Origin of the sequence: Roseicitreum antarcticum (assembly GCF_014681765.1) — a bacterium.
Taxonomy (GTDB): Bacteria; Pseudomonadota; Alphaproteobacteria; order Rhodobacterales; family Rhodobacteraceae; genus Roseicitreum; species Roseicitreum antarcticum.
This window is the reverse complement of record NZ_CP061498.1, coordinates 2,065,877-2,091,164: the sequence shown is the minus strand read 5'-3', so window position 1 is coordinate 2,091,164 and position 25,288 is coordinate 2,065,877. Positions and strand designations below refer to the sequence as shown.

The following is a 25,288-nucleotide window of genomic DNA, read 5'->3' as shown; positions in this document are numbered from 1 at the left end:
TAGCGGTCTGGAAGTCTTGTTTAGACTACTGTCACTGGTCAAAGTGTTAACCAGTGTCAGCGAGTTTGTGCCGATTCATTCCAACAGGTCAAGCCCCAGACCATTTTTGCGGCATCGAAGGGGCGATCTGCCTGCAAAGCGGGCAGTATTCCGATCAGCGTCCTGATCTTAGCGCAGGGTCCGGGTGCCTGTTCGGACTGCGTCATAGAATCTGTTGGCGTTGACGAAGCTGCTCTTGCGCAGACGGGCAAGGTTTTCGGCCTCGTCATCCGAACCCCAGAGTTCGGTCTGCCAGTCTTCATCGATACGCGACAGCGCCCAGAGCGTGTCTGTCGGCGCCAGTTCCATGATGCTGGCCAGCCCGATCACCAGCGAACCCGACATCGAGACCAGATCGTGAAAGGCGGTCAGTTCAAAGGCCGACATCTGGTGCAGCGGCGCGCTGAGGGCGCGCAGCGCCTCGGGTGGTTGGGGCACATGCATGACCCCGGCCTGCACCGTCAGCCGCGCCCCGAATGTGACTGCAGCCCAGTCGACCAACGGGTCCCAGGCGGCGGACTCGCGCGCGACCAGTTCCTGCGGCGCGGCGGCGCGGTAACAGATCAGGTCGCTGTCGCCGTAGGCCGCGATCATTTCCGTCACCTCGGCCTGCTGGCCGGTCACCTTGTCGATGGCGGCATTCGCGGCGCGGGTGGCGGGCATCGTCTCGGGGTCGATCTTGCCGGTCTGGGCCTCCCATTCGGCAGCGATCAGCGCAGCCGCTGCCTCGGTCGGGACGGTCACCGGTGCCTTGAGGGGCGTGCGCAGCCCACGTCCGTCCAGATGCACGGTAAAGCCGCCCTCGGCAGGTACAACGCTGGTGTCGGTCCAGAACCGTTTCTTGACCCATGCGCTCATGCGGGAACCTCCCACAGGCGCGCAAGTGCGCCGGGCAGCGCGTCGAAAGCATCGATGACCACATGCGCGCCGGCCGCGTGCAAATGTTCAGCCCGGTGATAGCCCCAGGAGACGCCGATTGCGGTGAACCCGGCGGCGCGCGCCATGTCCATGTCATAGGTGGTATCGCCGATCATGATCCCGCCATCAGCCCCGGTTTCGCGCAGCGTGGCATGCAGCATTGATGGATGCGGTTTTGACGGGTGGTTGTCGGCCACCTGCGTCGTGACGAAAAAGCGCTGCATGTCGTGCAGCGTCATCAGATGGTCCAGCCCGCGGCGCGATTTGCCGGTGGCGATGCCCAGAAGGGTCGCTTCCTGCTCGTGCAGTTGCGTCACCACGTCCAGGGCGCCGGGGTAAAGCGGCATGGTGCTCAGCTGACGGTTGGTGCTGAAGCTGTCCTTATAGGCCGCCACCAGCCGTGCGATGATGGGCGCGGGCAGGTCGGGGCGCAGGCGGGCGATGGCGATGTCCAGTGACAGGCCGACGATGGACAGCGTGTCGGAATCCATCGGCGCGGGCAGGTCGCAGGCTGCGAAAGCCGCCCGCATGGCGCCGATAATTGCGCTCTGGCTGTCCACCAGCGTGCCGTCCACGTCGAAAACCACCAGCCGGAGGGTCATGATTCCTCCGCGAAAGGGTCATCGGCAACGTCGCTTTCCGACCAGCCGAAGGTCTTCCACGACCGTTTCATGTGGTCGGGCAGGGGGGCGGTCACTGTCAGCATCGCGCCGGTAATGGGATGCTTCAGCCGCAGCGAGCGTGCGTGCAGATGCAGCTTGCGGCTGATGTCGCCGCCCAGTTGCGCGCCCCAGCCGTCGCCCAGGTTCTCTTGCCCGGACCCGCCATATTTGCCGTCACCGATGATCGGATGCCCCATCTCGGCCATATGGGCGCGCAGTTGATGCGTGCGTCCGGTGATCGGCGACAGGGCCATCCAGGCGGCGCGTTTGGCAAGGCTCGACAGTACGGCATAATCGGTGGTGGCGCGTTTTGCGCCCTCGGTCGTGTCGATCTCGCGCGGGTGGATGCAGCGCATCTTCTCGCCTTCGCCGCGCGCGCCGTGGCCTGCCATCTTCACCAGCCCGTAGCGGATGGTGCCCATCTGCGGATGCGGCACGCCCGCGACCAGCGCCCAGTAGATCTTGCGCGTTTCGCGATGGCGGAAGGCTTCGGACAGGCGGCGCGCGACGCGCGGGGTGCGCGCCAGCAACAGGATGCCCGAGGTATCCTTGTCCAGCCGGTGGACCAATTGCGGCTTGTCCTTGTAGCCAAACATCAGCGCGGTCGACAGCCCGTCCACATGTCGGTTGCCAAGGCCAGAACCGCCTTGCGACGGCAGGCCTGCCGGTTTGTTCAGCGCGATGATGTGTTCGTCCCGCCAGATGACCGCCGCTTGCAGCATCGAGGCATCGTCGCGGCTGACGGCGGTGCGGGGTTCGGGTGGCAGGGCGGGGGCGTCGGGCAGCGGCGGGATGCGCACATTCTGCCCGCCCTCCAGGTGGGTCGAGGCTTTGACCCGCCCGCCATCGACGCGGATTTCACCCTTGCGACAGGCTTTCTCGATCAGCCCTTGGGTGATCTGCGGGAACTGTCGTTTGAGCCAACGGTCTAGCCGCGATCCCGCATCATCGGGGTGGACTGTTTTTTGTTCGACGCCGCTCATATCACTGGTTCCCGTGGGTGCTTTCCGACAAAACGCGCCGGTGCGCCCGTTTCGCGGGGATAGGGGCGAGAGTCAAGCAATGTGCAGCCGCGGCCGCCCGTCAGCGGCCTTCAGACTTCAGTGTCGGCGCGGCGCGTCACGCGCGCGGCGGGCGCGAGCGGTAGACCGGCAATTGCCAGCCGAACATCAGCGCGCCCGCACGCAAAACGAAGGTTGCCCCCGCGCAGGCCAGCAGAGCAAGCCCGGTCCTGCCCCCCGTCTCCAGCACCAACACTGCAACCGCCGATCCGGCGAAAGCGGCGGTGACATAAAGCTGCCCTTTCTTCAGGACCAGCGGCACCTCATTGCAGACCACATCGCGCATCAGCCCGCCAAAGCAGCCGGTGATGACCCCCATGATCAGCACCACGCCCCAGCTTTGGCCGGTTGCCAAGGCCGCACCTACACCCGCAGGCACGGCGACCGACAGGGCGGCGGCATCCAGCCATTCGATGGCTTTCAGGCGGCTTTCCAGGAGATGTGCAGTAAAGAAAACCAGGATCGCCGCGACGCAGGCAACGGTTATCATCATCGGATCGGCCACCCAGAAAACCTGATCGCGGTTCAGGATCATATCGCGCAGGGTGCCACCTCCCACAGCCGTCAACGCGCCGATGAACAAAAAGCCCACGATGTCCAACTGCGCCCGGCTGGCTACCAGCGCGCCGGTCAGCGCGAAGATGAACACGGCCGCATAGTCGAGCATCTGCACCAAAGTCACGGCGCGGCGACTTTCGCGCCGGGTTTGAACGGCGCCATGCCCGCGCGGGCCAGTTCATCGGCGCGCTCATTCTCGGCGTGGCCGGCGTGGCCCTTGATCCATTCCCACGTCACGTCATGGGTGGCGCGGGCGGCATCCAGCCTGCGCCACAGGTCATCATTCTTGACGGGTTTGTTGGTCGAGGTTTTCCACCCCTTGCGCTTCCATCCGGCCAGCCATTCGGTGATGCCGTTCTTCACATATGCACTGTCGGTCACCAGCGTGATCTTCGTGGGGCGCGACAGGGCCTCCAACGCCGAAATCGCGGCCATCAGTTCCATGCGGTTGTTGGTGGTCAGGGATTCGCCGCCTTGCAGTGTGCGTTCCTTCACCACCGCCTCGCCGCTGCGCGCCAGCATCAAGACGCCCCAGCCGCCGGGGCCGGGATTGCCGCTGCAGGCACCATCGGTATACGCGAAAAGGTCGGTCATCAGGTATCCATCTGTTGGTGGCCGGGCAGGGCGGCGGTGCGGGCCAGCCATGCGGTGACGGCGGGAAAGCGCGCCATGTCGAAACCGCCGGGATGGGCCGCGCGGTGGGTGTATGCGAACAGACACAGATCGGCAATGGTGGGCTGCGCCCCGGCCAGCCAGTCGGCCAGGGTCAGATGCCCCTCCATCCGTGCCAAGGCGCGGTGGCCTGCGTCCAGGAGCTGCGCCATGCGGTCGGGCGTCGCCTCGGCTTGGCGGTGGGGATAGGTGCGCAGCGCCCCGCGCACGGCGATGCAGCCTTCATGCGCGTTTTGTTCCCAGAACATCCAGCCAAGGACGTGCGCGCGGGTTACCGGATCGGTGGGCAGCCACGGCGTGCCATCGGCCAGATAGCACAGTATCGCATTGGATTCGGGGATCAACGTGCCGTCAGGCAGTTCCAGCACCGGCAGCGATCCCAAGGGCAGCTTGCCTGCGTCACGCAGGGCGGCAACCTCTGGCGTGCCCGCCTCGGCCTTCACCACCCGCACATCGCGGCCCAGATGCGCCAGCAACAGCCGCACCTTGTAGGTGTTGCCGCTGGACGGCATGGCATAAATCGTCACTTCAGACATAGCGGCCCACCAGCAGGCAGGCGACGACACCCGCCGTCAAGATCAGCCGCAGCCGCATCCACCAGACCGGCGCCAACCCCCACTGGCCGAATTGCATGTCAAACACCAGCAAAACCAGAAACCCCAGGATCAGCGCGGACAATGCGGCATCCGCCCCGCCGCCCACCATGAAAAACGCCCAGAGCGCGGGCACGACCGACAGCGCATAGCCGCGCCATCCCGTCGCTTCGGCCTTTGCGGCAAACCCCCACAGCACGCCGGACATGAAGCACAAGATCACCGTGCCATAGGCCACCAGCACATAGGGCCCGGCGAAACGCGGGCCGAGCAGTTCCTGCCCAGATGCCGCCAGCGCCGGAAACAACACCGTGGCCGCGCCCCAGACAAACGGCAGAAGGCCCGCCAGCCCCAGCATCAGTGGCGCGCGCGGGATGTCGCGGATCATGCGGGCACACGCAGCACGCGGGGCACCTTGAATTCGACCCGCTCTACCGCAGTTTCGACCAGTTCATGCGTCACGTCATAGCGCGCGACGAAGGCGTCGATCACCTCATTCACCAGCGTTTCGGGGGCCGAGGCCCCTGCCGTGACGCCCACGGCCCGGATCCCTTCCAACGCGCGCCAGTCGATGTCGGTGGCGCGCTGGATCAGTTGCGAATAGCCGCAGCCCGCCGCGCGCGCCACTTCGACCAGTCGTTGAGAGTTCGAGGAATTCGGCGCGCCGATCACCAGCAGCGCATCGACCTTGGGCGCGACCTCTTTCACCGCCGCCTGACGGTTGGTGGTGGCATAGCAGATGTCTTCCTTATGCGGCCCGATGATCGCGGGGAAGCGGGCGTGCAGGGCGGCCACGATGTCGGCGGTATCATCCACCGAAAGGGTGGTCTGGGTGATGAAGGCCAGCCGCGTGGGATCGCGCACCTCCAGCAAGGCCACATCTGCGGCGGTTTCGACCAGCAGCACCTCGCCGGGGGGCAATTGGCCCATGGTTCCAACAGTCTCGGGGTGGCCCGCATGGCCGATCATCACCATTTGCAGGCCGTTCTCGTGGTGCCGCTCGGCCTCGATATGCACCTTGCTGACCAGCGGGCAGGTGGCATCGACAAACAGCATCTGGCGGGCCTGCGCGGCCTCGGGCACCGATTTCGGGACGCCATGGGCAGAGAAGATCACGGGGCGGTCGTCCGGGCAGTCGTCCAGCTCTTCGACGAAGACCGCGCCTTTTGCACGCAGTCCGTCCACGACGTATTTGTTGTGTACGATCTCATGGCGGACATAGACCGGTGCGCCATATTTCTCGATCGCCAGTTCGACGATCTTGATGGCGCGGTCCACACCGGCGCAAAAGCCGCGCGGGGCGGCAAGGTAAAGGGTCAGGGGCGGGTGTGCAGTCATGGCATTCGGTCCTTTCGCGCGCATCCGACAGGTAAAGCCTGTGATCGCCTGCGTCCAGTCCTTTGGCCCGCCCGCGACGGTCGTGCGGTGGTGTACGGCCCGGTTGGAGCTCAGTCGCCCATGGCCCGCGCCGTCAGCCAGATCACCACCGCATAACGGCCCGTTTTGGCGATAGAGACGAGGAGGGTGAATTGCCACAAAGGTGTGCGCATGATGCCCGCGACCACGGTGAACCAGCCCAGCACCGGCGCCCAGCTCAGCAGCAATGTCCAGACGCCGTATGTGTTGAACCAGCGCTGCGCGCGTTCCAGCTTGGCGGCGTTCATCGGGAACCAGCGTCGGTCGCGGAAATGCTCCAACCGCACGCCGATGGCATAGTTGATGAAAGCCCCCAAAATGTTGCCAATGCTGGCCACGATCAGCAACAGCCATAGCGGTGCAATCCCAGTCAGCTGCATGCCCAAAAGCACCACTTCGGACTGGAACGGCACCACAGTCGCGGCCAGAAAGGCCGCGACGAACAGCGTCAACATGGAGATGGTCAGCGCCAACGGCGGGGTTTCCTGGCCGTGTCAGGTGGCGGCGTCGACAGTCCCGGCCGCGGTCCAGCGTGGTTCACGCGGGGTGCGGCCGACAATCTCGCGCAGGTCGTCAAGCTCGATGAAGTCATCCGCCTGGCGGCGCAGATCGTCCGAGATCATCGGCGGATTGCTGCGGATGGTCGAAACAACCGACACCCTGACGCCCTGACGTTGGAGGCTTTCCACCAGAGGACGGAAATCGCCGTCACCCGAAAACAGCACGGCATGGTCCATCCGCGGCGCAAGCTCCATCGCGTCGACGGCCAGTTCGATATCCATGTTTCCCTTCACCTTCCGGCGGCCCATAGAGTCGGTGTATTCCTTTGCCGGCTTCGTCACCATGCAGTAGCCGTTGTAATTAAGCCAGTCGACCAGCGGCCGGATTGGGGAATATTCGTCATTTTCCAGTAATGCAGTATAGTAAAACGCACGTAGCAACTTGCCACGCCGCATGAACTCTTGCCGCAAAAGTTTGTAGTCGATGTCAAATCCCAGCGCTTTTCCAGCAGCGTAAAGATTTGACCCGTCAATGAACAGCGCGAGCCGTTCGTCTTTATAAAACATTCATCACCTGCCTGCAGGATGTTAGAAGATGTGGCGATTTCAATATCGCGGCAGTTGCGCGAAAATCGTCAACTGTTAGGAACGTAAATTCAGTGTCCCTGGTTCCCAAGTAGTAGCAAAATGCAAAAGCACAATACGGCTCTCGTCGCTTTCGGGGGGAACCTTGCCTCACGTTCCGGTGAGCCCGCCGCGACTGTCAGCGCAGCGATTGCGGCTGTGGCGCAGCGGCTTGGCACGTTGGAGTCAGGCAGTGGACTTTACCGCACGCCGGCGTTTCCCGAGGGCGCCGGGCCGGATTTCGTGAACGCAGTCGCAGGGTTCCGCACGCCCCTCGATGCGGCTGCGGTGCTGGATGCGCTGCATACCATCGAAGAGACGTTTGACCGCCAGCGGACAACCCGCTGGGCGGCACGCACACTGGATTTGGACCTTCTGGCATGGAATGACGCCGTTTTGCCTGATGCGGACATTTTCGCGCAGTGGCGCGATCTGCCGCTGGCGCAGCAGATGGCCGCGCGCCCTGATACCCTGATCTTGCCCCATCCCCGTTTGCAAGACCGGGCTTTCGTGCTGGTCCCGCTGGCGCAGGTCGCGCCGGACTGGGTGCATCCGGTGCTGCGGCGCACGGTGCGTCAGATGCTCGCCGCCCTGCCGCGCGCCGAGGTCGACGCGGTGCAGCGGCTGGGCTGACAGGGTTCCGCCCGGGGTCCGCCCGGCGCGGGCAAGATACGGGCAAGATAAACTCGACCGAATCACCCCGCGTCCTTGTAAAACCTGCATTCGCCCTGTATGGGGACAGGCTAACCTTCCTTTACCCCGTTATGGAGTGGATCAGCCTATGGCCCGCGTCACCGTTGAAGATTGCGTCGATAAGGTTCCGAACCGGTTTGAACTGGTCGTTCTTGCCGCCCATCGTGCGCGCGAGATTGCAGCTGGCGGCCCTCTGACCGTCGACCGCGATAACGACAAGAACCCCGTTGTTGCCCTGCGCGAGATCGCCGATGAAAGCCAAAGCGCCGACGCTCTGCGCGAACGGCTGATCGAAGGTCTGCAAACCCAGATCGAAGTCGACATGCCCGAAGATGACGATATGGCCCTGTTGATGGGTGACGATCAGGACAAACCGGCGCAGGATGACATGTCGGAAGCCCAGATGCTGCGCGCCCTGATGGAAGCGCAGGGGCAGCAGGGTTGAAGGTGTTGATCTGAACCGGGACGGCCCACGATTTTTCCAACCTCTGAAAAGGCGCATCAGGTGATCACGGCAGATGACCTGATTGCGCTCGTGCGCAACTATAACCCCCGCACTGACGACGATATGTTGCGCCGTGCGTGGGAATATGGCGAAAAGATGCATCGCGGGCAGATGCGCCATTCCGGCGAGCCCTATTTCAGCCATCCCGCCGCCGTGGCCGCCATCCTGACCGAAATGCGGCTGGACGATGCGACCCTCGTTACCGCGCTGCTACACGACACGATCGAGGACACCAAATCCACCTATACCGAGGTGGCGCGCCTGTTCGGCGAGGATGTGGCCGAACTGGTCGATGGCGTGACCAAGCTGACCAACCTTCAGCTTTCCAGCACCGAGGCCAAGCAGGCCGAGAACTTTCGCAAATTGCTGATCGCCATGTCGCGTGACATGCGGGTCATTCTGGTCAAGCTGGCCGACCGCCTGCACAACATGCGCACCATCAAGTCGATGCGCCCGGACAAGCAGGTCCAGAAGGCCCGCGAAACCATGGATATTTTCGCGCCGCTTGCGGGGCGCATGGGCATGCAGTGGATGCGTGAGGAACTGGAGGATCTGGCCTTCCGCGTTCTCAATGCCGATGCACGCAACTCGATCATCCGCCGTTTTCTGACCTTGCAACGCGAAGCGGGCGATGTGGTCGAACGGATCACCAACGACATGCGCGCCGAACTGGACCGCGAGGGGATCGCCGCCGATGTGTACGGACGGGCCAAGAAGCCCTATTCCGTCTGGCGCAAGATGCAGGAGAAAGACCTCGCGTTCTCTCGCTTGTCGGACATTTACGGCTTCCGCATCATCGTTGACGACGTGGCAGAATGCTACCGTGTGCTGGGCATCATCCACCAACGCTGGCGCGCAGTGCCGGGGCGGTTCAAGGATTACATCAGCCAGCCGAAATCCAACGGCTACCGCTCTATCCACACCACGATGTCGGGGCGCGATGGCAAACGGGTCGAGGTGCAGATTCGCACCCGCCAGATGCATGACGTGGCCGAAGCCGGGGTCGCCGCCCATTGGGCCTACAAGGACGGGCAGCGCGCCACCAACCCCTTCGCTGTGGATCCGGCGAAATGGATCACCACGCTGACCGAACGGTTCGACGCCGCCGATGACCACGACGAATTCCTCGAACACGTCAAGCTGGAGATGTATTCCGACCAGGTGTTTTGCTTCACGCCAAAGGGTGATGTGGTGCAACTGCCGCGCGGCGCCACGCCGCTGGATTTCGCCTATGCGATCCATACCCGTATCGGGAACGCCTGTGTCTCGGCCAAGGTTGACGGGTTGCGTGTGCCGCTCTGGACCCGGCTGAAGAACGGGCAAAGCATTGAAATCATTACCGCTGAGGGCCAGCGCCCGCAAAGCACCTGGATCGAGATCGTCACCACCGGGCGCGCCAAGGCCGCCATTCGCAAGTCGCTGCGCGAAGAAGACCGTGAGCGTTTTGTTCGGCTGGGCGGCGAGCTGGCCCGCGTTGCGTTCGAGAATGTGGGTCGCAAGGTCTCGGACAAGGCACTGTCCACGGCGGCGAAATCCCTGCGCGTTGGCACCCGCACCGACCTTCTGGCGCGGCTGGGCAGTGCAGAGCTCAGCGGGCGCGCGGTGGTCGAGGCGCTGTATCCCGAACTGGCCAGCCTGACCGGCGAACGGGTGGATGCCCGTCGTCCTGTCGTGGGCCTTGCCGCTGATCAGGCTTTCCGCCGGGCCGCCTGTTGTCAGCCTGTCCCGGGCGAGCGGATTGTCGGGATCACCTATCGTGGCAAGGGCGTTGTGGCCCATGCCATCGACTGTCCGGCGCTGGTGGAATTCGACGAGCAGCCTGACCGCTGGATCGACCTGCACTGGCAGGATGGCCAGCATCCGCCTGCGCATACCGTGTCTTTCGAACTGACGATTCTGAACGATGCCGGCGTTCTGGGGCGCATATGCAGCCTGATCGGCGAACAGCGCGCCAATATCTCTGACCTCAAATTTATTGACCGCAAGCCGGATTTTTACCGCCTTCTCATTGAAGTCGACTTATGTGATGTAGAACACATGCACAGGGTGCTGACGGCATTGGAGGCTGAAAACGATGTTGCCCAGATCACGCGGCACCGCGACACATCCCGGCATCCGTGACGCGCCCTTGGGTGTGGTGTCGTATGTGGCATCGGGACCGAGGTAGCGATGCTTTTCAAGCGCCGTACAAAACGCAGCCTGAAGGAATGGCTAGCGATGCTGTTCTACCCCAAGGGGGGGTGGATGCGCGCCGCAAGCTATGTGTCGCATCGGTTGCGTCGACTGCCCGACAGCCCCGAGCGGATTGCCAAGGGCATCGGCGCTGGGATCTGCATATCGTTCACCCCATTGTTCGGGCTGCATTTTCTGGGCGCGGCGCTGATCGCGTGGCTGGTCCGCGGCAATATACTTGCCTCGCTTCTGGCGACATTTTTCGGCAATCCGCTGACATTTCCCATCATCTTCGCCGCCTCGACCGAACTGGGAAGCGTGCTTCTGGGCGCGCCCGAGGCGCTGCACCTGTCGCAACTGACCATGGCTTTCGGGCAGGCGACGGGCGAGTTGTCGGCGAATTTCTGGGCGCTGGTTTCCGGCTCGCCCTTGCATTGGGAGCGGTTTTTCAGGTTTTTCCACGAGGTGTTTCTGCCCTATCTACTGGGTGGGCTGGTGGCCGGGTCGGTGGCCGGGGTGATCGGCTATTTCGTGTCGCTACCGCTGATCCGGGCCTATCAGGCGCGTCGGCGCAAGAAGATGCGCGAACGGTTCGAGCGTGTGCGCCAGCAAAAGGCCGTGCAGCTTTCGGGGGAAAGGGATAGCTAAGACGATGAAAAAACTACGTTTGGGCGTGAACATCGATCATGTGGCAACGCTGCGCAACGCGCGCGGCGGCGCGGTGCCGGACCCGGTGCGCGCGGCCTTGGTCGCGCAATCGGCGGGGGTGGATGGGATCACGGCGCACCTGCGCGAGGATCGTCGCCATATCCGCGATGCGGATATCGACGCGCTCATGGCGGCGCTGCGGGTGCCGCTGAACTTCGAGATGGCCGCAACTGCCCAGATGCAGGGGATTGCGCTGCGCCATCGCCCACATGCTGTGTGCATCGTCCCTGAACGCCGCGAGGAACGCACGACCGAGGGCGGGCTGGAAGTGGCCGGTGATGCCGCGCGGCTGACGGATTTCATTGCCCCCTTGGCACAGGCCGGGTGCCGGGTGTCGCTGTTTGTCGCACCTGATGCGCGTCAGGTGGCGGCGGCGGCGCAGGTCGGTGCGCAGGTGGTGGAACTGCATACCGGGCATTATTGCGACCTGCGCACCGCGGGTGAAACCACCGCAGCAGCGACGGAACTGACCCGCCTGCGCGACATGGCGGCGCAGGCCGCAGCGCTGGGTCTGGAGGTACATGCGGGCCACGGGCTGGACTTTGCCACCGCCGCTGATCTGGCTGCCATCCCGCAGGTGGTAGAACTGAACATCGGCCATTTCCTGATTGGCGAGGCGGTCTTCCTTGGCCTGCCCGGCGCGATTTCGGGGATGCGCGCGGTGATGGACCGGGCCCGCGCGGCGTTGGCATGAGGGTTCCAAAACGGCCTGAAAACGGCGTCTGGAAACGGTATGGATTCGGTATGGCTTTGATACATACGCGCGGCCTGGTCGGATGATTTTGGGGATCGGCACCGATCTGGCGAATATTGACCGGGTGGCGGGCGTGCTGGCGCGCTTTGGCGACCGTTTTCGCAACCGCGTCTTCACGCCGGTCGAACTGGCCCGCGCCGCCCGCCGCCCCGATGAGGCCGCGACGCTGGCCAAACGCTGGGCTGCGAAGGAGGCGTGCTCCAAGGCGCTGGGCACTGGCCTTGCCATGGGGATTTCCTGGAAGGACATGGCGGTGACCAACCTGCGCAGCGGGCAGCCCACCATGGCCGTCACCGGCTGGGCCGCCGAACGGCTGGCCGCAATGACACCGCAAGGGCACCGCGCGGTGATTCATGTTTCGCTGACCGATGACGCACCCTGGGCTTCAGCCTTCGTGATGATCGAGGCATTGCCCATCGTGCCTGCCAAAACTTGACACTTTGCCCGCCCGCGCCCATTGAAGCGCATCACCGACCAAAGCCCCGGAACGGGCAAACCAAGGACGACACTGAATGGCCAGCGCGACGCAGAAGAAAGATGGTATCGGCGAATCCATCAAGACGATTGTTTTTGCCCTGCTGATTGCGGGCGCGTTCCGTACCCTGTTTTTTCAGCCGTTCTGGATTCCCTCAGGGTCGATGAAGGAAACCCTGCTGATCGGGGATTTCCTGTTCGTCAATAAGATGGCCTATGGGTATTCAAAATACTCCTGCCCGTTTGCGATCTGCCCGATCTCTGGCCGGATCTTTGCATCTGAACCAGAGCGTGGCGATATCGTCGTCTTCCGCCACCCCACGGCGGGGACGGATTACATCAAGCGGCTGATCGGCTTGCCCGGCGACCGGGTGCAGACGCGCGATGGCCGCCTGTATCTGAACGACACGATGGTGCCGCAGGAACCGGCGGGTGATTTTTCTGAACCCTATGCGCAGCAAGGCCCGGTGCAGCAGTTCCCACGGTGCGAAAACGCGCCGGTGGGCGAGGGCGGCACCTGCCTGAAATCCCGCACGATCGAGACGTTGCCGAACGATGTCAGCTATCCGGTGCTCAACATTGACAACAACGGCGCGGCGGATAACACGCCGGTCTTTACGGTGCCCGAGGGGCATTTCTTCTTCATGGGTGACAACCGCGACAACTCGCTCGACAGCCGCGCGCCGCAGGCCGTGGGCGGGGTGGGCATGGTGCCGTTCGACCACCTTATCGGACGGGCGCGGCATGTGGTATTCTCATCCGCAGGCAGTTCGATGCTGTATTTCTGGACCTGGCGGTCCGACCGTTTCTTTGTGGGGCTTGAGTGAAACTTTCGACAGAGTTGATGGCGTTTTCACGGCGGATCGGGCATGAATTTGCCCGGCCCGATCTGCTGGTGCATGCGGTCACCCATGCCTCGATCTCGGGCCCGCAGCGGCCCGATAATCAGCGGCTGGAATTTTTGGGCGACCGTGTGCTGGGCCTTGTGATGGCCGAGGCATTGTTGTCCGCCGACACCGGCGCGCGCGAAGGCCAGTTGGCCCCGCGCTATAACGCGCTGGTGCGCAAGGAAACCTGCGCCGATGTCGCGCGCGAGGTTGGCCTGGGCGATGTGCTGCGGCTGGGCCGGTCGGAAATGGTGTCGGGCGGCCGGCGCAAAGAGGCGCTGCTGGGCGATGGGATGGAGGCCGTGATTGCCGCCGTGCATCTGGACGGCGGTTTTGACGCGGCGCGCGGCCTGATCTTGCGGCTTTGGGGCCCACGGATCATCGCGGTGGAAACCGACGCGCGCGATGCCAAGACCACCTTGCAGGAATGGGCGCAGGCGCGCGGTCAGACACCGCCGGTCTATGTGGAGGTCGCGCGCACCGGCCCCGACCATGCGCCGGTCTTTACGGTCGAGGTGCAGCTTGCCTCGGGGCAAAGCGCGCAGGCCACCGCAGGCGCGAAACGGCAGGCCGAGCAGGCCGCCGCGCGCAGTTTATTGTGCCAGTTGGAGGCAGAGATTTGAGCGATCAGGAAACCGGACCGGATGACGCGACCCCGATGGGTGACAATGCGATGATGCCCGACAGCGCGCAGGCGCCGGTGGAGGGGCCGACCCGCGCGGGGTTCGTGGCGCTGATCGGCGAGCCGAATGCCGGTAAATCGACGCTGCTGAACAAGATGGTGGGGGCCAAGGTCTCGATCGTCACGCACAAGGTGCAGACCACCCGCGCGCGCATCCGGGGCGTGGCGATGGAAGGTGCGGCGCAGATCGTTTTTGTCGATACGCCGGGGCTGTTTCGTCCGCGCCGCCGGCTGGACCGTGCGATGGTCGCGGCGGCCTGGGGCGGGGCGGCGGATGCCGATGTGGTGGTGTTGCTGGTCGAGGCGCATCGCGGGCTGACCGACGGGGTCACGGCGATCCTGGAGGCGTTGCGCGAAAGGGTGGGGCCTGCGCAGCGCGTGGCGCTGGCCATCAACAAGATCGACCGCGTGAAGGCCGAGGTGCTGCTGGCGCTGTCGGCCAAGCTGAACGCGGCGTTTGCCTTCGAGGAAACCTTCATGATCTCGGCCGAGCGCGGGCATGGTGTGGGTGCGTTGCGCGCATGGCTGGGCGGCACGCTGCCGGAAGGGCCGTGGTTCTACCCCGAGGATCAGATCGCCGACCTGCCGATGCGCCAGATCGCCGCCGAGATGACGCGCGAAAAGCTGACGCTGCGCCTTCATGAGGAAATCCCCTATCAGTTGACGGTCGAAACCGAAGCCTGGGAGGATCGCCGGGACGGGTCCACCCGGATAGATCAGATAATCTATGTGGCGCGTGACGGGCACAAGGGGATCATTCTGGGCCATAAGGGCGAGACGATCAAATCGGTGAACGTCGCCGCGCGCGCCGAGATGGTGGAATTTCTGGGCCGGCCGGTGCACCTGTTCTTGCAAGTGAAGGTGCGCCCGAACTGGCTGGAGGAATCCGAGCGGTATTCGGAAATGGGGCTGGAATTCAAGGATGGCAACGCGTGATCTGAGGCGTGCGCGGGTGCTGGCCTGCGCGGGGTGCTGCCCATGGCACGGCTGACCGCCGATTTCTGGGTTGCGGCCTATCTGACACGCCTGCGGTTGGCCGATATTCCGGCCTTCGTCGTGGCGCGGGGCGATGCGACGGCGGGCGCGGTGCTGGTGAAGGTATCGCCACTGGACGGCACGGCGCGGGTGTTCCAGCGTTCCTTCGATCTGGACAGCGGCGAACGGGTCTGGGTGGTCTTGACCGAAGGGGCCGAGCGCGACGTGGATGCCGCGATTGCGCGCCAACGCGGGTTTGACCCTGACGTTTGGGTGATCGAGGTCGAGGACCGCACAGGCCGTCATCTTCTGGAGGAAGACGGCCTTGCCGGGTGATCTGCGGGCGAACCCCGCGCCGGGGGGGCGCTGATGGAATGGCGCGATCAGGGCGCGCTGCTGAGCGTGCAGCGACACGGCGAAAGTGCCGCAATCATTGAGGTTTTTACCGAAAATCACGGACGGCACGCGGGCGTGGTGCGCGGCGGCGGCGGGCGGCGGATGTCACCCATCTTGCAGCCCGGCGCGCAGTTGGATCTGGTCTGGCGCGCTCGGCTGGAGGACCATATCGGTGCGTTCACGGTCGAGCCGATCCGCCAGCGCGCGGGCCATGTGATGGACGACCGGCTGGCGCTGATGGGGTTGAGCGCGACCTGTAGCCTGCTGGCCGCGCTGCTGCCGGAGCGCGAGGCGCAGCCGGGGCTTTATGCGGCGTCCATCGCGCTGTTGGACCATCTGGGCCATGACGGCTGGCTGCCTGCCTATCTGGCCTGGGAAATGCGGCTGCTGGAAGACAGCGGTTACGGGCTGGACCTGACGCGCTGCGCGGTGACCGGGGGGCACGAGGACCTGGCCTATGTCTCGCCCCGGACCGGGCGCGCTGTCAGCCGCGCGGGGGCGGGCGACTGGGCGGCGCGGCTTTTGCCGCTGCCCGAATGCCTGCTGGGGCAGGGGCCGGCGGATCTGGATGACATCTGCGCCGGGCTGCGGCTGACCGGGCATTTTCTGGCGGCCGCGCAGGCGCAGACCCGCGCCAACCGCCCCTTGCCCGAAGCGCGGGCGCGGTTTGTCGACGCGCTGGCGCGGGCGGGGGCGTAGGGTTATGCCAGCAGACGGCGGGCGATGACCTGCGCCTGAATTTCGGCGGCCCCTTCAAAGATGTTCAGGATGCGTGCGTCGCACAGGATGCGGCTGATCTGGTATTCCAGCGCGAAGCCGTTGCCGCCGTGGATCTGCAAGCCGTTGTCGGCGGCGGCCCATGCCACGCGGGCGCCCAGCAGCTTCGCCATCCCTGCCTCCAGGTCGCAGCGGCGTTCGGCGTCTTTCTCGCGCGCGCTGAAGTAGGTCAGTTGGCGCGCGATCATGATTTCCACCGCCATCATGGCCAGTTTGGCCGAAACCCGGGGGAATTCGATCAGGGATTTGCCGAACTGCTTGCGGTCCAGCGCGTATTGCATGGACACTTCCAGCGCATTCTGCGCCACGCCCACGGCGCGCGCGGCGGTCTGGATGCGGGCGGATTCGAAGGTTTGCATCAATTGCTTGAAGCCCTGCCCCGCAACGCCGCCCAACAGGTTTTCGGATTTCACCGCGAAACCGTCGAAGGCCAGTTCATATTCCTTCATGCCGCGATAGCCCAGGACCTCGATCTCGCCGCCCGTCATGCCCGGTGTGGGGAAGGGGACAGCATCGGTGCCGGGTTCTTTTTCAGCCAGAAACATCGACAGGCCGCGGTAGTCGGTGGTGGCGGGGTCGGTGCGGGCCAAGAGGGTCATGACATGGGTGCGCGCGGCATGGGTGATCCATGTCTTGTTGCCGGTGATGGCATATTCCGCGCCGTCCTTGACCGCGCGGGTGCGCAGCGCGCCGAGGTCCGACCCGGTGTTGGGTTCGGTGAAAACGGCGGTGGGCAGGGTCTCCCCGGATGCCAGTTTCGGCAGCCAGTGTTCCTTTTGGGCCTGAGTCCCGCCGCACAGGATCAGTTCTGCCGCGATCTCGGTGCGGGTGGCCAGCGAACCGACGCCGATATAGCCGCGCGACAGTTCTTCGGACACCACCACCATGGATTCCTTCGACATGCCAAGACCGCCGAATTCCTCCGGGATCGTCAGGCCGAAGACGCCCATTTCGCCCAGTTGTTCGATGATCGTCATCGGGATGAGGTCATCCTTCAGGTGCCATTCATGGGCATGGGGCGTCACCGCATCTTCGGCATAGCGGCGGAACTGGTCGCGGATCATGTTGAGTTCATCATCCAGCCCGGTATCGCCGAAGGTGGCGCGACCATGGTTTTCGCGCATCAGCTCTACCAACCGGGTGCGCGCGGCGCTGGTGTTGCCGGTCTGCGTCAGTGTGGCGATGGCAGGATGGTCCAGCGTGGCGGCATCCAGCCCCATGTCGCGCAGGCGCAGGATCTCGCCCTGGTTCATCGGAATGCCGCCGATGATCTGGCTGAGGTATTCGCCAAAAGCGATCTGGTGGATCAGCGCCTCCATCTCGGCGAAGGCGCCGGTGGCGTGCAGGCGTTCGGCCCAGCCCTGCATCTGGCGCAGGCTTTCGACATAGGTGGCCAGCCATGCAAGGCCATGGGCGGCGTATTGATCGGCCTCCAGCGCGGTTGCATCAAGCTTGCCGCCGGGCGCAAGGCGGGTGCGCAGCGCGGCGGTCGCAGCGTCGAGCAGCGCGCCGAGTGCGGGCAGCGTGGCGCCAGTCAGCGCGGTCAGGTTGGGCAAAAGCACCGTGGGCATCTGTTGACCATCATGGGGCATCGGGCGATTCCTCTCTAGCGTCGGCGCGGCATTTCGCAGTTGCAGCATGAGATAGGGCTTTTGCTGCGGGTGCGCAAGAAAAATTCAAAAGACATCAATAATATTGCCGAAAGTGTCGCAGGTAATTTCCGCTGGGCGCGGGGTCGTTAACCTGTTTACAACGCCTTCAGATAAAACTGAATTCAGACGGTTGAGGATGAAAATGGAGTATATTGCGGGCGGGTTGCCGCTGTGGGCCTTTGCGCTGGCATTGGGCGTGACGCTGGTTTCGGGCGTGGTCAAGGGCGCGGTGGGTTTCGCCATGCCGATGATCATGATCTCGGCCTTTGGCAGTTTCATGCCAATCGAGCTGGCGCTGGCCGGGCTGATCGTGCCGACGGTGGTCACCAATGTATCGCAGGCCTTCCGGCAGGGGGCGGCGGCGGCATGGGCATCGGTACAGCAATACTGGCGGATGATCGGGGCGATCATTCTGTTCATCGTGATCTCGGCGCAGATGCTGCCCTATATCCCGCAACGGGTGATGCTGGGCCTTTTGGGCGGGCCGATCGTGGCCTTCGCGGTCTTGCAACTGATGAAGGTCAATCTGCGCGTGAAGCTGGAAAACCGGCACCGGGCGGAATGGATTTCCGGGGTGATCGGCGGGCTGTACGGCGGCGTGTCGGGCGTCTGGGGCCCGCCGGTGCTGGTGTACCTGCTGTCCATCGGTGCGGAAAAGCGCGAGATGGTGCGGGTGCAGGGCGTGGTGTTCCTGATCGGGGCGGTGGTGCTGCTGGGCGCGCACCTGCAATCAGGCGTGGTGGACCGGGTCAGCGGAGCATTTTCGCTGGCGCTGGTGGTGCCCGCGATGCTGGGGCTGTGGATCGGCTATGCGATCCAGGACCGGTTGGATGCGGAACGCTTCCGCTGGTGGACGCTGGTGCTGCTGTCGCTGACCGGGTTGAACCTGCTGCGGCGCGCGTTCTTTGGGTGAGGGGTGCGCGCGTTGGCGCCAGAACGATTTTGCCCGGCTGATCCAACAGCCGGGCATTGATGTTCAGCCGATGGCGGCGGATTTCACGTCGTCATCAATGTAGGGCACATATTGTGCGAAGTTATCGGCGAACATGGCGACCAGTTTGGCCGCCTGGGCGTCATAGGCCTCGGCTTCGGCCCAGGTGCGGCGCGGGTCCAGCAAGACATCGGCCACATCGGACACGGCCACCGGCACTTCGAACCCGAAGTTGGGGTCGCGGCGGAACGTGGCGTCGTTCAGCGAGCCGTCCAGTGCGGCGGTCAGCAGGGCGCGGGTGGCCTTGATCGGCATGCGCGTGCCGGTGCCATAGGCGCCGCCGGTCCAGCCGGTGTTGACCAGCCAGCACGTGGCGCCGTGCTTGGCGATCTTCGCTTGAAGCAGCTTGCCATAAGCCTCTGGCCTGCGGGGCATGAAGGGCGCGCCGAAGCAGGTCGAGAATGTGGGCTGCGGTTCCGTCACGCCCTGTTCAGTGCCCGCGACCTTCGAGGTGAAGCCCGAAAGGAAGTGATACATCGCCTGTGCCGGGGTCAGCCGCGCGATGGGCGGCAGCACGCCAAAGGCATCGCAGGTCAGCATGATGATGTTCTTGGGGAAACCGGCCAGCGAGGTGTCGGACGCGTTGGAGATTGCGTCCAGCGGGTAGGCGACGCGGGTGTTGGCTGTCAGGCTGTCATCCTCAAAATCCAGCTCCAGCGTGTCGGGGTCGAACACCATGTTTTCCACGACCGAGGCGAAGCGCGACGTGGTGGCGTAGATTTCGGGTTCGGCCTCGGGGTTGAGGTTGATGGTCTTGGCGTAGCATCCCCCCTCAAAGTTGAAGATGCCGTTGTCGGACCAGCCATGTTCATCGTCGCCCACCAGCACGCGGGCGGGGTCGGCGGACAGCGTGGTCTTGCCGGTGCCCGACAGGCCGAAGAACACCGCCGCGTCATCGGGGTTGTCCACCGCATGGTTGGCCGAGCAATGCATCGGCATGATGCCTTTCGCGGGCAGCAGGTAGTTCAGCAAGGTGAAGACGGACTTCTTGTTCTCGCCCGCATAGGCGGTGCCACCGATCAAGATCAGCTTACGCTCGAAGTTCATCGTGATTACAGTGCCGGTCCGGCAGCCGTGACGGGCTGGGTCGGCGGTGAAGGACGGGCAGTTGATGATGGTGTATTCCGGCACGAAGGCGGCAAGCTCGGATGCCTCGGGGCGGCGCAGCATGTGGCGGATGAACAGGCCGTGCCAGGCGAGTTCGGTCACAACGCGCACGTCCAGCCGGTGTTCGGGGTCGGCGCCGCCGAACAGATCCTGAACGAAGTATTCGTTCCCGGCCATATGGGCGATCATGTCGGTATAGAGCGTGTCGAAGGCTTCGGGCGTCATGGGCGCGTTGTTTTCCCACCAGATGCTGTCTTCCACCCCGGGGGTGCGGACGACGAATTTATCCTTGGGCGACCGGCCGGTGTGGCTGCCGGTGGACACCAGGAAGGCCCCGCCACGGCCCAGCGTGCCTTCGCCGCGCATCAGGGCGGCTTGCACCAATGCGGGTTCGGTCTGGTTGTAATACGCAGCCGCTACCCCCTCAATGCCTTGATCTTTCAAGAGGAATTTGGGGTTAACTCTGGTTCCTGTCATTCGTCTGCTCCTTACCGCCCGCCTGCATCAGGCGATTTCAAGGTGAACAATTGGTGCAAGGTTCAGGCACCCCCCGTCCGGACGCATGAGTGACCGGCAAGGCGGCTATAACATGGCAATTTGACGGAGGAATAGGGTATGGTCCGTAGTTAGCGCAACCACGCTGAAATAAACGGAATAGTAATACTCAATATGTTTGCAGTTGTTGCGCAGGTGGGCATGGTGATGCGATTCGGGTCGAAAACCTGCGTCAACCCACTATCTGGTTGAATATTTCAGGGGATCGGGTAAAATATGGCAAAAATAAGGCATGGGTGCGGCGTTCAATCCCATATATAACAACAGAGCAGCAGCAAGGATCCACCAATGTCCAAGATCGCGCTTGTGGACGATGACAGGAATATCCTGACATCCGTGTCCATCTGCCTGGAAGCCGAAGGCTTTGAGGTTGAAACCTATAACGACGGCCAGTCGGCGCTGGACGCGTTCAACCGCAAGATGCCTGACATGGCGGTTCTGGACATGAAAATGCCCCGCATGGACGGGATGGAACTGCTGCAACGCCTGCGCCAGAAAACCCAGATGCCGGTGATCTTCCTGACGTCGAAAGATGATGAGATCGACGAAGTGCTGGGCCTGCGCATGGGCGCGGATGATTATGTGAAAAAGCCATTCTCGCAGCGTCTGCTGGTCGAGCGTATCCGGTCGCTTCTGCGGCGCAAGCAGGCCGTGGAAACCGATGAGGTCGGATCGACCGAAGAGACCAAGATCATGCTGCGCGGCAACCTGGAAATGGACCCGCTGCGCCATTCGGTGAAGTGGAAGGGCAATGATGTGTCACTGACCGTGACAGAGTTCTTGCTGCTGCAAGCGCTGGCGCAGCGCCCGGGCTTCGTCAAGAGCCGCGACCAGTTGATGGATGTGGCCTACGACGATCAGGTTTATGTCGACGATCGCACGATCGACAGCCATATCAAGCGCTTGCGCAAGAAGATGCGCATGGTTGACGACGAATTCTCGTCCATCGAGACGCTGTACGGCATCGGTTACAAGTACAACGAGGCGTAGACTATCTTGTCTATGGGGGGTGCTGTGAGCACAGATTTTTCGTCACCCAGGGCCGACGTTGTCCTGGGGGATGACTGGGTTCGGCCGAACAGCTCGGTCGAGACCGAGGTGCGCATCCGGCGGGAACGCCGGGGGATTTTCAGCATCTATTCCTCCCCGCTGGCGCGGAAGATCGTGCTGTTCAACATGCTGGCGCTGGTACTGCTGATCGCGGGCGTATTGTTCACCAACCCGTTTCGAGACAGTCTGGTGCGCCAGCAACAATTGACGCTGATCACGCAGGCGGAACTGATCGCGGACATGCTGGGATCGGCGCGGGGGCCTGATGGGACGGGCGTCGGGGTGCCGGACGGCGCGGGGGCCGGGACGCCGGATGGCGCGGGGGCTGGAACACCGCCGGGCCAGGCGTCATTGGCCGAGCGCGCGGGTTTCATCGACAATCTGACGCTGACGCCCCGGACCGAAGTGCTGCTTCTGGACGGGTCGGGCGGGGTGCTTTTGCGCAAGCTGGGCGTCGCCGCGCGCAGTTCCGCCCCCACTGATGCGGGAACGTCCGAGTCCAGCACCACGGTCATCAGCGATTTCCTGGAGGCCGTGTGGTCCGGGCTGAGCTATATTACCGGCGCGCGCCTGATAAACCGCGGCGATACGTCGTTTGATACGCTAATCCCGACGCTGCACGCGCGGGCGATGGCCGGCTATTCCGACAGCCGCGTGGTGCGCATGCCCGATAGCGGCATGTGGTTCGCCGTCGCCGCGCCGGTGTTCGACGCGGCCCCCCCGGGCGAGGGGCCGGTGGCGGGTGTCGTGGCGCTGCTGGTCGAGGCGCGCGACATCGACCAGATGCTGCGCAATGAGCGTGAGCAGGTGCTGCAAATGTTCCTGATCGCGCTGATCGTGTCCGTGGGGCTGAGTTTCGTGCTGGCGTCGACCATTGCCAATCCGTTGGCCGATCTGGCCACGGCTGCCGAACTGGGCCGTGACAAGGATGCGCGTAAGGTGAACCCGGGGCGCGTGCGCATCCCTGACCTGACCGGCCGGCCCGATGAGATCGGGCGCCTGTCGATGGCGATGCGGGGCATGGTTTCGGCGCTCTATGACCGGATCGACGCGAATGAACAATTCGCAGCCGACGTATCGCATGAGATCAAGAACCCGCTGGCGTCGCTGCGGTCTGCCGTGGGAACGCTGCGCATGGCCAAGAAGCCTGAACAGATCAACCGGCTGCTGGATGTGATCGAGCATGATGTCCGGCGGCTGGACCGGCTGGTCTCGGATACGTCAAATGCCTCGCGCCTCGACAGCGAGTTGGTGAAAGAGGATGAAGAGACTTTCGATCTGCTCAAGACGCTGGACAACCTGTCCGAGCATCTGTCGCAGGAAGCCGCGGCGCGCGGGGTCGATTTCATCAAGGCGCTGCCCGCCGAGCCGATCTTGATTTCGGGGTTGGAGGCACGGCTGGCGCAGGTGTTCGTCAACCTGATTACCAATGCGATTTCGTTTTGCGAGGACGGCGATGCCGTGCGCATCTGGGCGCGCAAGAACGACAACCGCGTGCTGATCGTGGTCGAGGACACTGGGCCGGGTATCCCCGATCAGGCGCTGACGAAGGTGTTCAAGCGGTTCTATTCCGAACGCCCCGAGGCGCAGTTCGGCAACCATTCGGGGCTGGGGCTGGCGATTTCCAAGCAGATCGTCGAGGCGCACAACGGCGTGATCTGGGCCGAGAATATCCGGCCGCTCGATGCCGCCGAGGATTCGCCGCCGCTGGGCTCTCGGTTTGTCGTCGGTCTGCCGATCTGAGCGGCGCGCGGTGATTGTGCATGCCTCTTGCGTTGCGTGCCCGGGGGCACAGGGTGCGGGGGCGGTGCTGATCCTGGGGCCGTCGGGGGCGGGCAAAAGCACGCTGGCCCTGATGCTGATGTCCCACGGCGCGCAACTGGTCGCGGACGATCGCACAATATTGCGCATAACCGATACCGATGTGACCGCCAGCGCGCCGGAAGCCATCGCAGGCCAGATCGAGGCGCGTGGCGTCGGTATCTTGCGCGCGGTACCGTGCGCGCAGGCCCCGGTGCGTCTGGTGGTGGACATGGGGAGGGTCGAAGACGCCCGCCTGCCGCCCGCCCGCTGGCACCTGTTGGGCCCCCATGCGATACCGCTATTGCACAAAGCTGAAACGGTTGGTTTCCCTGCGGCGGTCTGGCAATATATGTTAACTGCCGGTACAGCTTGGCAGCCGGGACAGGAGCATCCACTTGGGCCATGACCATCAGACGCTGGTTTTCGTGACCGGCCCCGCGGGGGCCGGGCGGTCGACGGCCATCAACGCGCTGGAAGATCTGGGGTTTGAGGCGATCGACAACCTGCCGCTGTCACTGATTCCGCGCCTGCTGGAGGGCGCGCCGTTGCCCGGGCCGCTGGTGCTGGGCATCGACACGCGCACCCGGGATTTCAGTGCGGCGGGGTTTGAACGGCTGATCGACAAGCTGACCGATGACCCCCGCATCGACCTGGAACTGGTGTATTTCGACTGTCATCCCGATGTGCTGATCCGGCGGTATTCGGAAACGCGCCGCCGCCATCCGCTTAGCCCTTCGGGGCCGCCCGAGGCCGGGATTGCGCATGAAATTGATCTGCTGGTGCCGATCCGGGCGCGGGCGGATGTGCTGATCGACACGTCGGACCTGACGCCGCACCAGTTGAAGGCCGAGATCGGCGCGCGGTTCGGCACGTCCACCGGCACGCGGATGACGGTGTCGGTGCAGTCGTTCTCCTACAAGCGCGGGGTGCCGCGCGGGGTGGACATGATGTTTGACTGCCGGTTTCTGCGCAATCCGCATTGGTCGGACGATCTGCGTCGCCTGACCGGGCAGAACGCAACGGTGGCGGGTTATATCGCCGACGATCCCAGGTATGCGGCGTTCTTCGCGCAGGTCAGCGCGCTGATCGAAAGCCTGCTGCCTGCATTCATCGAAGAGGGGAAAAGCAGCCTGACCGTGGCTTTCGGCTGTACCGGCGGCCAGCACCGTTCGGTGTTTCTGGCCGAGGCGATGTGCGACCGGCTGGCCGAACAGGGTTGGCCTGTCGCGGTGCGGCACCGCGAGTTGGAGCGGCGCGCCGGCCTGTCGCCCGCCGGACAGACGGAACCGCGCGCGTGATTGGGGTCGTGATCGTTGCACATGGCGGGCTGGCGCGCGAATATCTTGCCGCGGTCGAGCATGTGGTGGGCAAGCAGGTGGGCATTCGCGCCGTCTCGATCGAATACGACCACAGCCGCGCCGAGAAACAGGCCGAAATCAGCGAAGCCGCCGAAGAGGTCGACCGCGGTTATGGCGTGGTCGTGGTGACGGACATGTTCGGCGGATCGCCGTCGAACCTGTCGCTGCCCGCCTGCCGCGCGCCCAACCGCCGGATCATTTATGGCGCGAACCTGCCCATGCTGATCAAGCTGGCGAAATCGCGCCGCCTGCCGGTGGCGCAGGCCGTCGCATTGGCGCTGGAAGCGGGGCGCAAATATATCAACAGCATCGAAGTCGGGGGGGGGGCGCCGACCTGAGACACTTCATATTAGATCGTTGGGCTTTTGGTGTGTCACAAACGGGCTGTAGCCGGGGGCGCTGCCGATATCCGCGCTGCAAGCCATGGGGGGAGAATGACGGTGCAGGAACTGAAAATCATCAATGAAAAGGGGCTGCATGCGCGGGCGTCGGCCAAATTCGTTGAAGTGGTCGAGAGATTCGACGCCATCGCCGAGGTCGAAAAGGACGGGATGAGCGTGGCAGGCGATTCGATCATGGGCCTTTTGATGCTGGCCGCGTCGCGCGGCACCTCGATCAACGTCCGCACCAGCGGCACGCAGGCCCGCGAACTGGCCGATGCGTTGCAAGAGCTGGTGGCGAACCGTTTCGGCGAAGAGTTCTGACC

The 25,288-nt window shown here is 63.9% G+C and carries 30 protein-coding genes; 18 read left to right on the top strand and 12 right to left on the bottom strand.

Going from position 1 to position 25,288, the window contains the following annotated elements; genetic code table 11:
• Positions 1–168: 168 nt before the first annotated feature.
• The 10 genes from H9529_RS10080 to H9529_RS10035 all read right to left on the bottom strand — a co-directional run bounded on the left by H9529_RS10080 (position 169) and on the right by H9529_RS10035 (position 6,986).
• The gene (locus H9529_RS10080; protein ID WP_092890213.1) at positions 169–897 is read right to left on the bottom strand and encodes an ATP12 family chaperone protein; all 729 of its coding nucleotides are present in this window, start codon (positions 895–897) and stop codon (positions 169–171) included.
• Positions 894–1,559 carry an HAD-IA family hydrolase gene (locus H9529_RS10075; protein WP_092890210.1) on the bottom strand — a complete coding sequence of 222 codons (666 nt, stop codon included), beginning with the start codon at positions 1,557–1,559 and terminating at the stop codon, positions 894–896. The genes H9529_RS10080 and H9529_RS10075 overlap by 4 nt, the downstream gene beginning before the upstream one ends.
• A complete protein-coding gene (locus H9529_RS10070) occupies positions 1,556–2,602 on the bottom strand; it encodes an RluA family pseudouridine synthase (RefSeq protein WP_092890207.1) in 1,047 nt (348 codons plus the stop codon). Before H9529_RS10070 ends, H9529_RS10075 begins: the two co-directional genes overlap by 4 nt.
• A gap of 136 nt (positions 2,603–2,738) precedes the next feature.
• Positions 2,739–3,362, bottom strand: coding sequence for a trimeric intracellular cation channel family protein (locus H9529_RS10065; protein ID WP_092890204.1), 624 nt, complete (start codon positions 3,360–3,362; stop codon positions 2,739–2,741).
• Positions 3,359–3,832, bottom strand: a complete 474-nt coding sequence (rnhA, locus tag H9529_RS10060) for a ribonuclease HI (RefSeq protein WP_092890201.1) — start codon at positions 3,830–3,832, stop codon at positions 3,359–3,361. The genes H9529_RS10065 and rnhA overlap by 4 nt, the downstream gene beginning before the upstream one ends.
• Complete coding sequence (locus tag H9529_RS10055) at positions 3,832–4,446, bottom strand: glutathione S-transferase family protein (RefSeq protein WP_092890198.1); 615 nt, start codon at positions 4,444–4,446, stop codon at positions 3,832–3,834. The genes rnhA and H9529_RS10055 overlap by 1 nt, the downstream gene beginning before the upstream one ends.
• Complete coding sequence (locus H9529_RS10050; protein ID WP_397544868.1) at positions 4,439–4,891, bottom strand: DUF3429 domain-containing protein; 453 nt, start codon at positions 4,889–4,891, stop codon at positions 4,439–4,441. Before H9529_RS10050 ends, H9529_RS10055 begins: the two co-directional genes overlap by 8 nt.
• Entirely contained in the window at positions 4,888–5,841 is a 954-nt protein-coding gene (ispH, locus tag H9529_RS10045) for a 4-hydroxy-3-methylbut-2-enyl diphosphate reductase (protein WP_092890195.1), read from the bottom strand. The genes H9529_RS10050 and ispH overlap by 4 nt, the downstream gene beginning before the upstream one ends.
• Before the next feature lie 110 nt (positions 5,842–5,951).
• On the bottom strand, positions 5,952–6,392 hold the full coding sequence (locus H9529_RS10040; protein ID WP_317889618.1) for a YqaA family protein: 441 nt from the start codon (positions 6,390–6,392) through the stop codon (positions 5,952–5,954).
• Positions 6,393–6,413: 21 nt separating this feature from the next.
• Positions 6,414–6,986 carry a LabA-like NYN domain-containing protein gene (locus H9529_RS10035; RefSeq protein ID WP_092890192.1) on the bottom strand — a complete coding sequence of 191 codons (573 nt, stop codon included), beginning with the start codon at positions 6,984–6,986 and terminating at the stop codon, positions 6,414–6,416.
• A 120-nt stretch (positions 6,987–7,106) separates the two neighbouring features.
• Between H9529_RS10035 and folK the strand changes: the two genes are divergently transcribed.
• From folK to recO, 11 genes are all read left to right on the top strand, one after another.
• Complete coding sequence (gene folK, locus H9529_RS10030; RefSeq protein WP_092890189.1) at positions 7,107–7,676, top strand: 2-amino-4-hydroxy-6-hydroxymethyldihydropteridine diphosphokinase; 570 nt, start codon at positions 7,107–7,109, stop codon at positions 7,674–7,676.
• A 148-nt stretch (positions 7,677–7,824) separates the two neighbouring features.
• On the top strand, positions 7,825–8,181 hold the full coding sequence (gene rpoZ / locus H9529_RS10025) for a DNA-directed RNA polymerase subunit omega (protein ID WP_092890186.1): 357 nt from the start codon (positions 7,825–7,827) through the stop codon (positions 8,179–8,181).
• Between the two features lie 60 nt (positions 8,182–8,241).
• Entirely contained in the window at positions 8,242–10,362 is a 2,121-nt protein-coding gene (locus H9529_RS10020; protein ID WP_092890183.1) for a RelA/SpoT family protein, read from the top strand.
• Between the two features lie 96 nt (positions 10,363–10,458).
• Positions 10,459–11,061, top strand: coding sequence for a DUF2062 domain-containing protein (locus H9529_RS10015; protein WP_223814129.1), 603 nt, complete (start codon positions 10,459–10,461; stop codon positions 11,059–11,061).
• Positions 11,062–11,065: 4 nt separating this feature from the next.
• A complete protein-coding gene (locus H9529_RS10010) occupies positions 11,066–11,815 on the top strand; it encodes a pyridoxine 5'-phosphate synthase (protein WP_092890177.1) in 750 nt (249 codons plus the stop codon).
• Positions 11,816–11,897: 82 nt separating this feature from the next.
• The gene (acpS, locus tag H9529_RS10005) at positions 11,898–12,311 is read left to right on the top strand and encodes a holo-ACP synthase (protein ID WP_092890173.1); all 414 of its coding nucleotides are present in this window, start codon (positions 11,898–11,900) and stop codon (positions 12,309–12,311) included.
• Positions 12,312–12,387: 76 nt separating this feature from the next.
• Positions 12,388–13,176, top strand: a complete 789-nt coding sequence (lepB, locus tag H9529_RS10000; protein ID WP_092890170.1) for a signal peptidase I — start codon at positions 12,388–12,390, stop codon at positions 13,174–13,176.
• Complete coding sequence (gene rnc, locus H9529_RS09995) at positions 13,173–13,859, top strand: ribonuclease III (protein WP_092890167.1); 687 nt, start codon at positions 13,173–13,175, stop codon at positions 13,857–13,859. Before lepB ends, rnc begins: the two co-directional genes overlap by 4 nt.
• Before the next feature lie 53 nt (positions 13,860–13,912).
• Entirely contained in the window at positions 13,913–14,854 is a 942-nt protein-coding gene (gene era, locus H9529_RS09990; RefSeq protein ID WP_176847171.1) for a GTPase Era, read from the top strand.
• A gap of 42 nt (positions 14,855–14,896) precedes the next feature.
• A complete protein-coding gene (locus tag H9529_RS09985) occupies positions 14,897–15,229 on the top strand; it encodes a DUF1491 family protein (protein ID WP_092890164.1) in 333 nt (110 codons plus the stop codon).
• 30 nt (positions 15,230–15,259) lie between these two features.
• Positions 15,260–15,988 (top strand): DNA repair protein RecO, encoded by a 729-nt coding sequence (recO, locus tag H9529_RS09980; RefSeq protein WP_176847169.1) that lies wholly within the window; start codon positions 15,260–15,262, stop codon positions 15,986–15,988.
• A 2-nt stretch (positions 15,989–15,990) separates the two neighbouring features.
• Here recO and H9529_RS09975 read toward each other — a convergent pair whose 3' ends face one another.
• Positions 15,991–17,658, bottom strand: a complete 1,668-nt coding sequence (locus tag H9529_RS09975) for an acyl-CoA dehydrogenase family protein (RefSeq protein ID WP_092890158.1) — start codon at positions 17,656–17,658, stop codon at positions 15,991–15,993.
• A 202-nt stretch (positions 17,659–17,860) separates the two neighbouring features.
• On the opposite strand from H9529_RS09975, the gene H9529_RS09970 reads away from it, so the two are divergent.
• Positions 17,861–18,631, top strand: coding sequence for a sulfite exporter TauE/SafE family protein (locus tag H9529_RS09970; protein WP_092890571.1), 771 nt, complete (start codon positions 17,861–17,863; stop codon positions 18,629–18,631).
• Between the two features lie 63 nt (positions 18,632–18,694).
• Here the strand turns inward: H9529_RS09970 and H9529_RS09965 are convergent, their stop codons facing one another.
• Positions 18,695–20,293, bottom strand: a complete 1,599-nt coding sequence (locus H9529_RS09965; RefSeq protein WP_092890154.1) for a phosphoenolpyruvate carboxykinase — start codon at positions 20,291–20,293, stop codon at positions 18,695–18,697.
• Between the two features lie 366 nt (positions 20,294–20,659).
• Between H9529_RS09965 and H9529_RS09960 the strand changes: the two genes are divergently transcribed.
• The 6 genes from H9529_RS09960 to H9529_RS09935 all read left to right on the top strand — a co-directional run bounded on the left by H9529_RS09960 (position 20,660) and on the right by H9529_RS09935 (position 25,286).
• A complete protein-coding gene (locus tag H9529_RS09960; protein WP_092890151.1) occupies positions 20,660–21,361 on the top strand; it encodes a response regulator transcription factor in 702 nt (233 codons plus the stop codon).
• Positions 21,362–21,373: 12 nt separating this feature from the next.
• Positions 21,374–23,164, top strand: coding sequence for a sensor histidine kinase (locus H9529_RS09955; RefSeq protein WP_092890148.1), 1,791 nt, complete (start codon positions 21,374–21,376; stop codon positions 23,162–23,164).
• Between the two features lie 64 nt (positions 23,165–23,228).
• Entirely contained in the window at positions 23,229–23,630 is a 402-nt protein-coding gene (locus H9529_RS09950) for an HPr kinase/phosphorylase (protein ID WP_317889617.1), read from the top strand.
• Entirely contained in the window at positions 23,620–24,522 is a 903-nt protein-coding gene (gene rapZ, locus H9529_RS09945) for an RNase adapter RapZ (protein WP_223814127.1), read from the top strand. The genes H9529_RS09950 and rapZ overlap by 11 nt, the downstream gene beginning before the upstream one ends.
• Positions 24,519–24,920, top strand: a complete 402-nt coding sequence (locus H9529_RS09940; protein WP_092890138.1) for a PTS sugar transporter subunit IIA — start codon at positions 24,519–24,521, stop codon at positions 24,918–24,920. Before rapZ ends, H9529_RS09940 begins: the two co-directional genes overlap by 4 nt.
• A gap of 96 nt (positions 24,921–25,016) precedes the next feature.
• Entirely contained in the window at positions 25,017–25,286 is a 270-nt protein-coding gene (locus tag H9529_RS09935) for an HPr family phosphocarrier protein (RefSeq protein WP_092890135.1), read from the top strand.
• Positions 25,287–25,288: the final 2 nt, after the last annotated feature.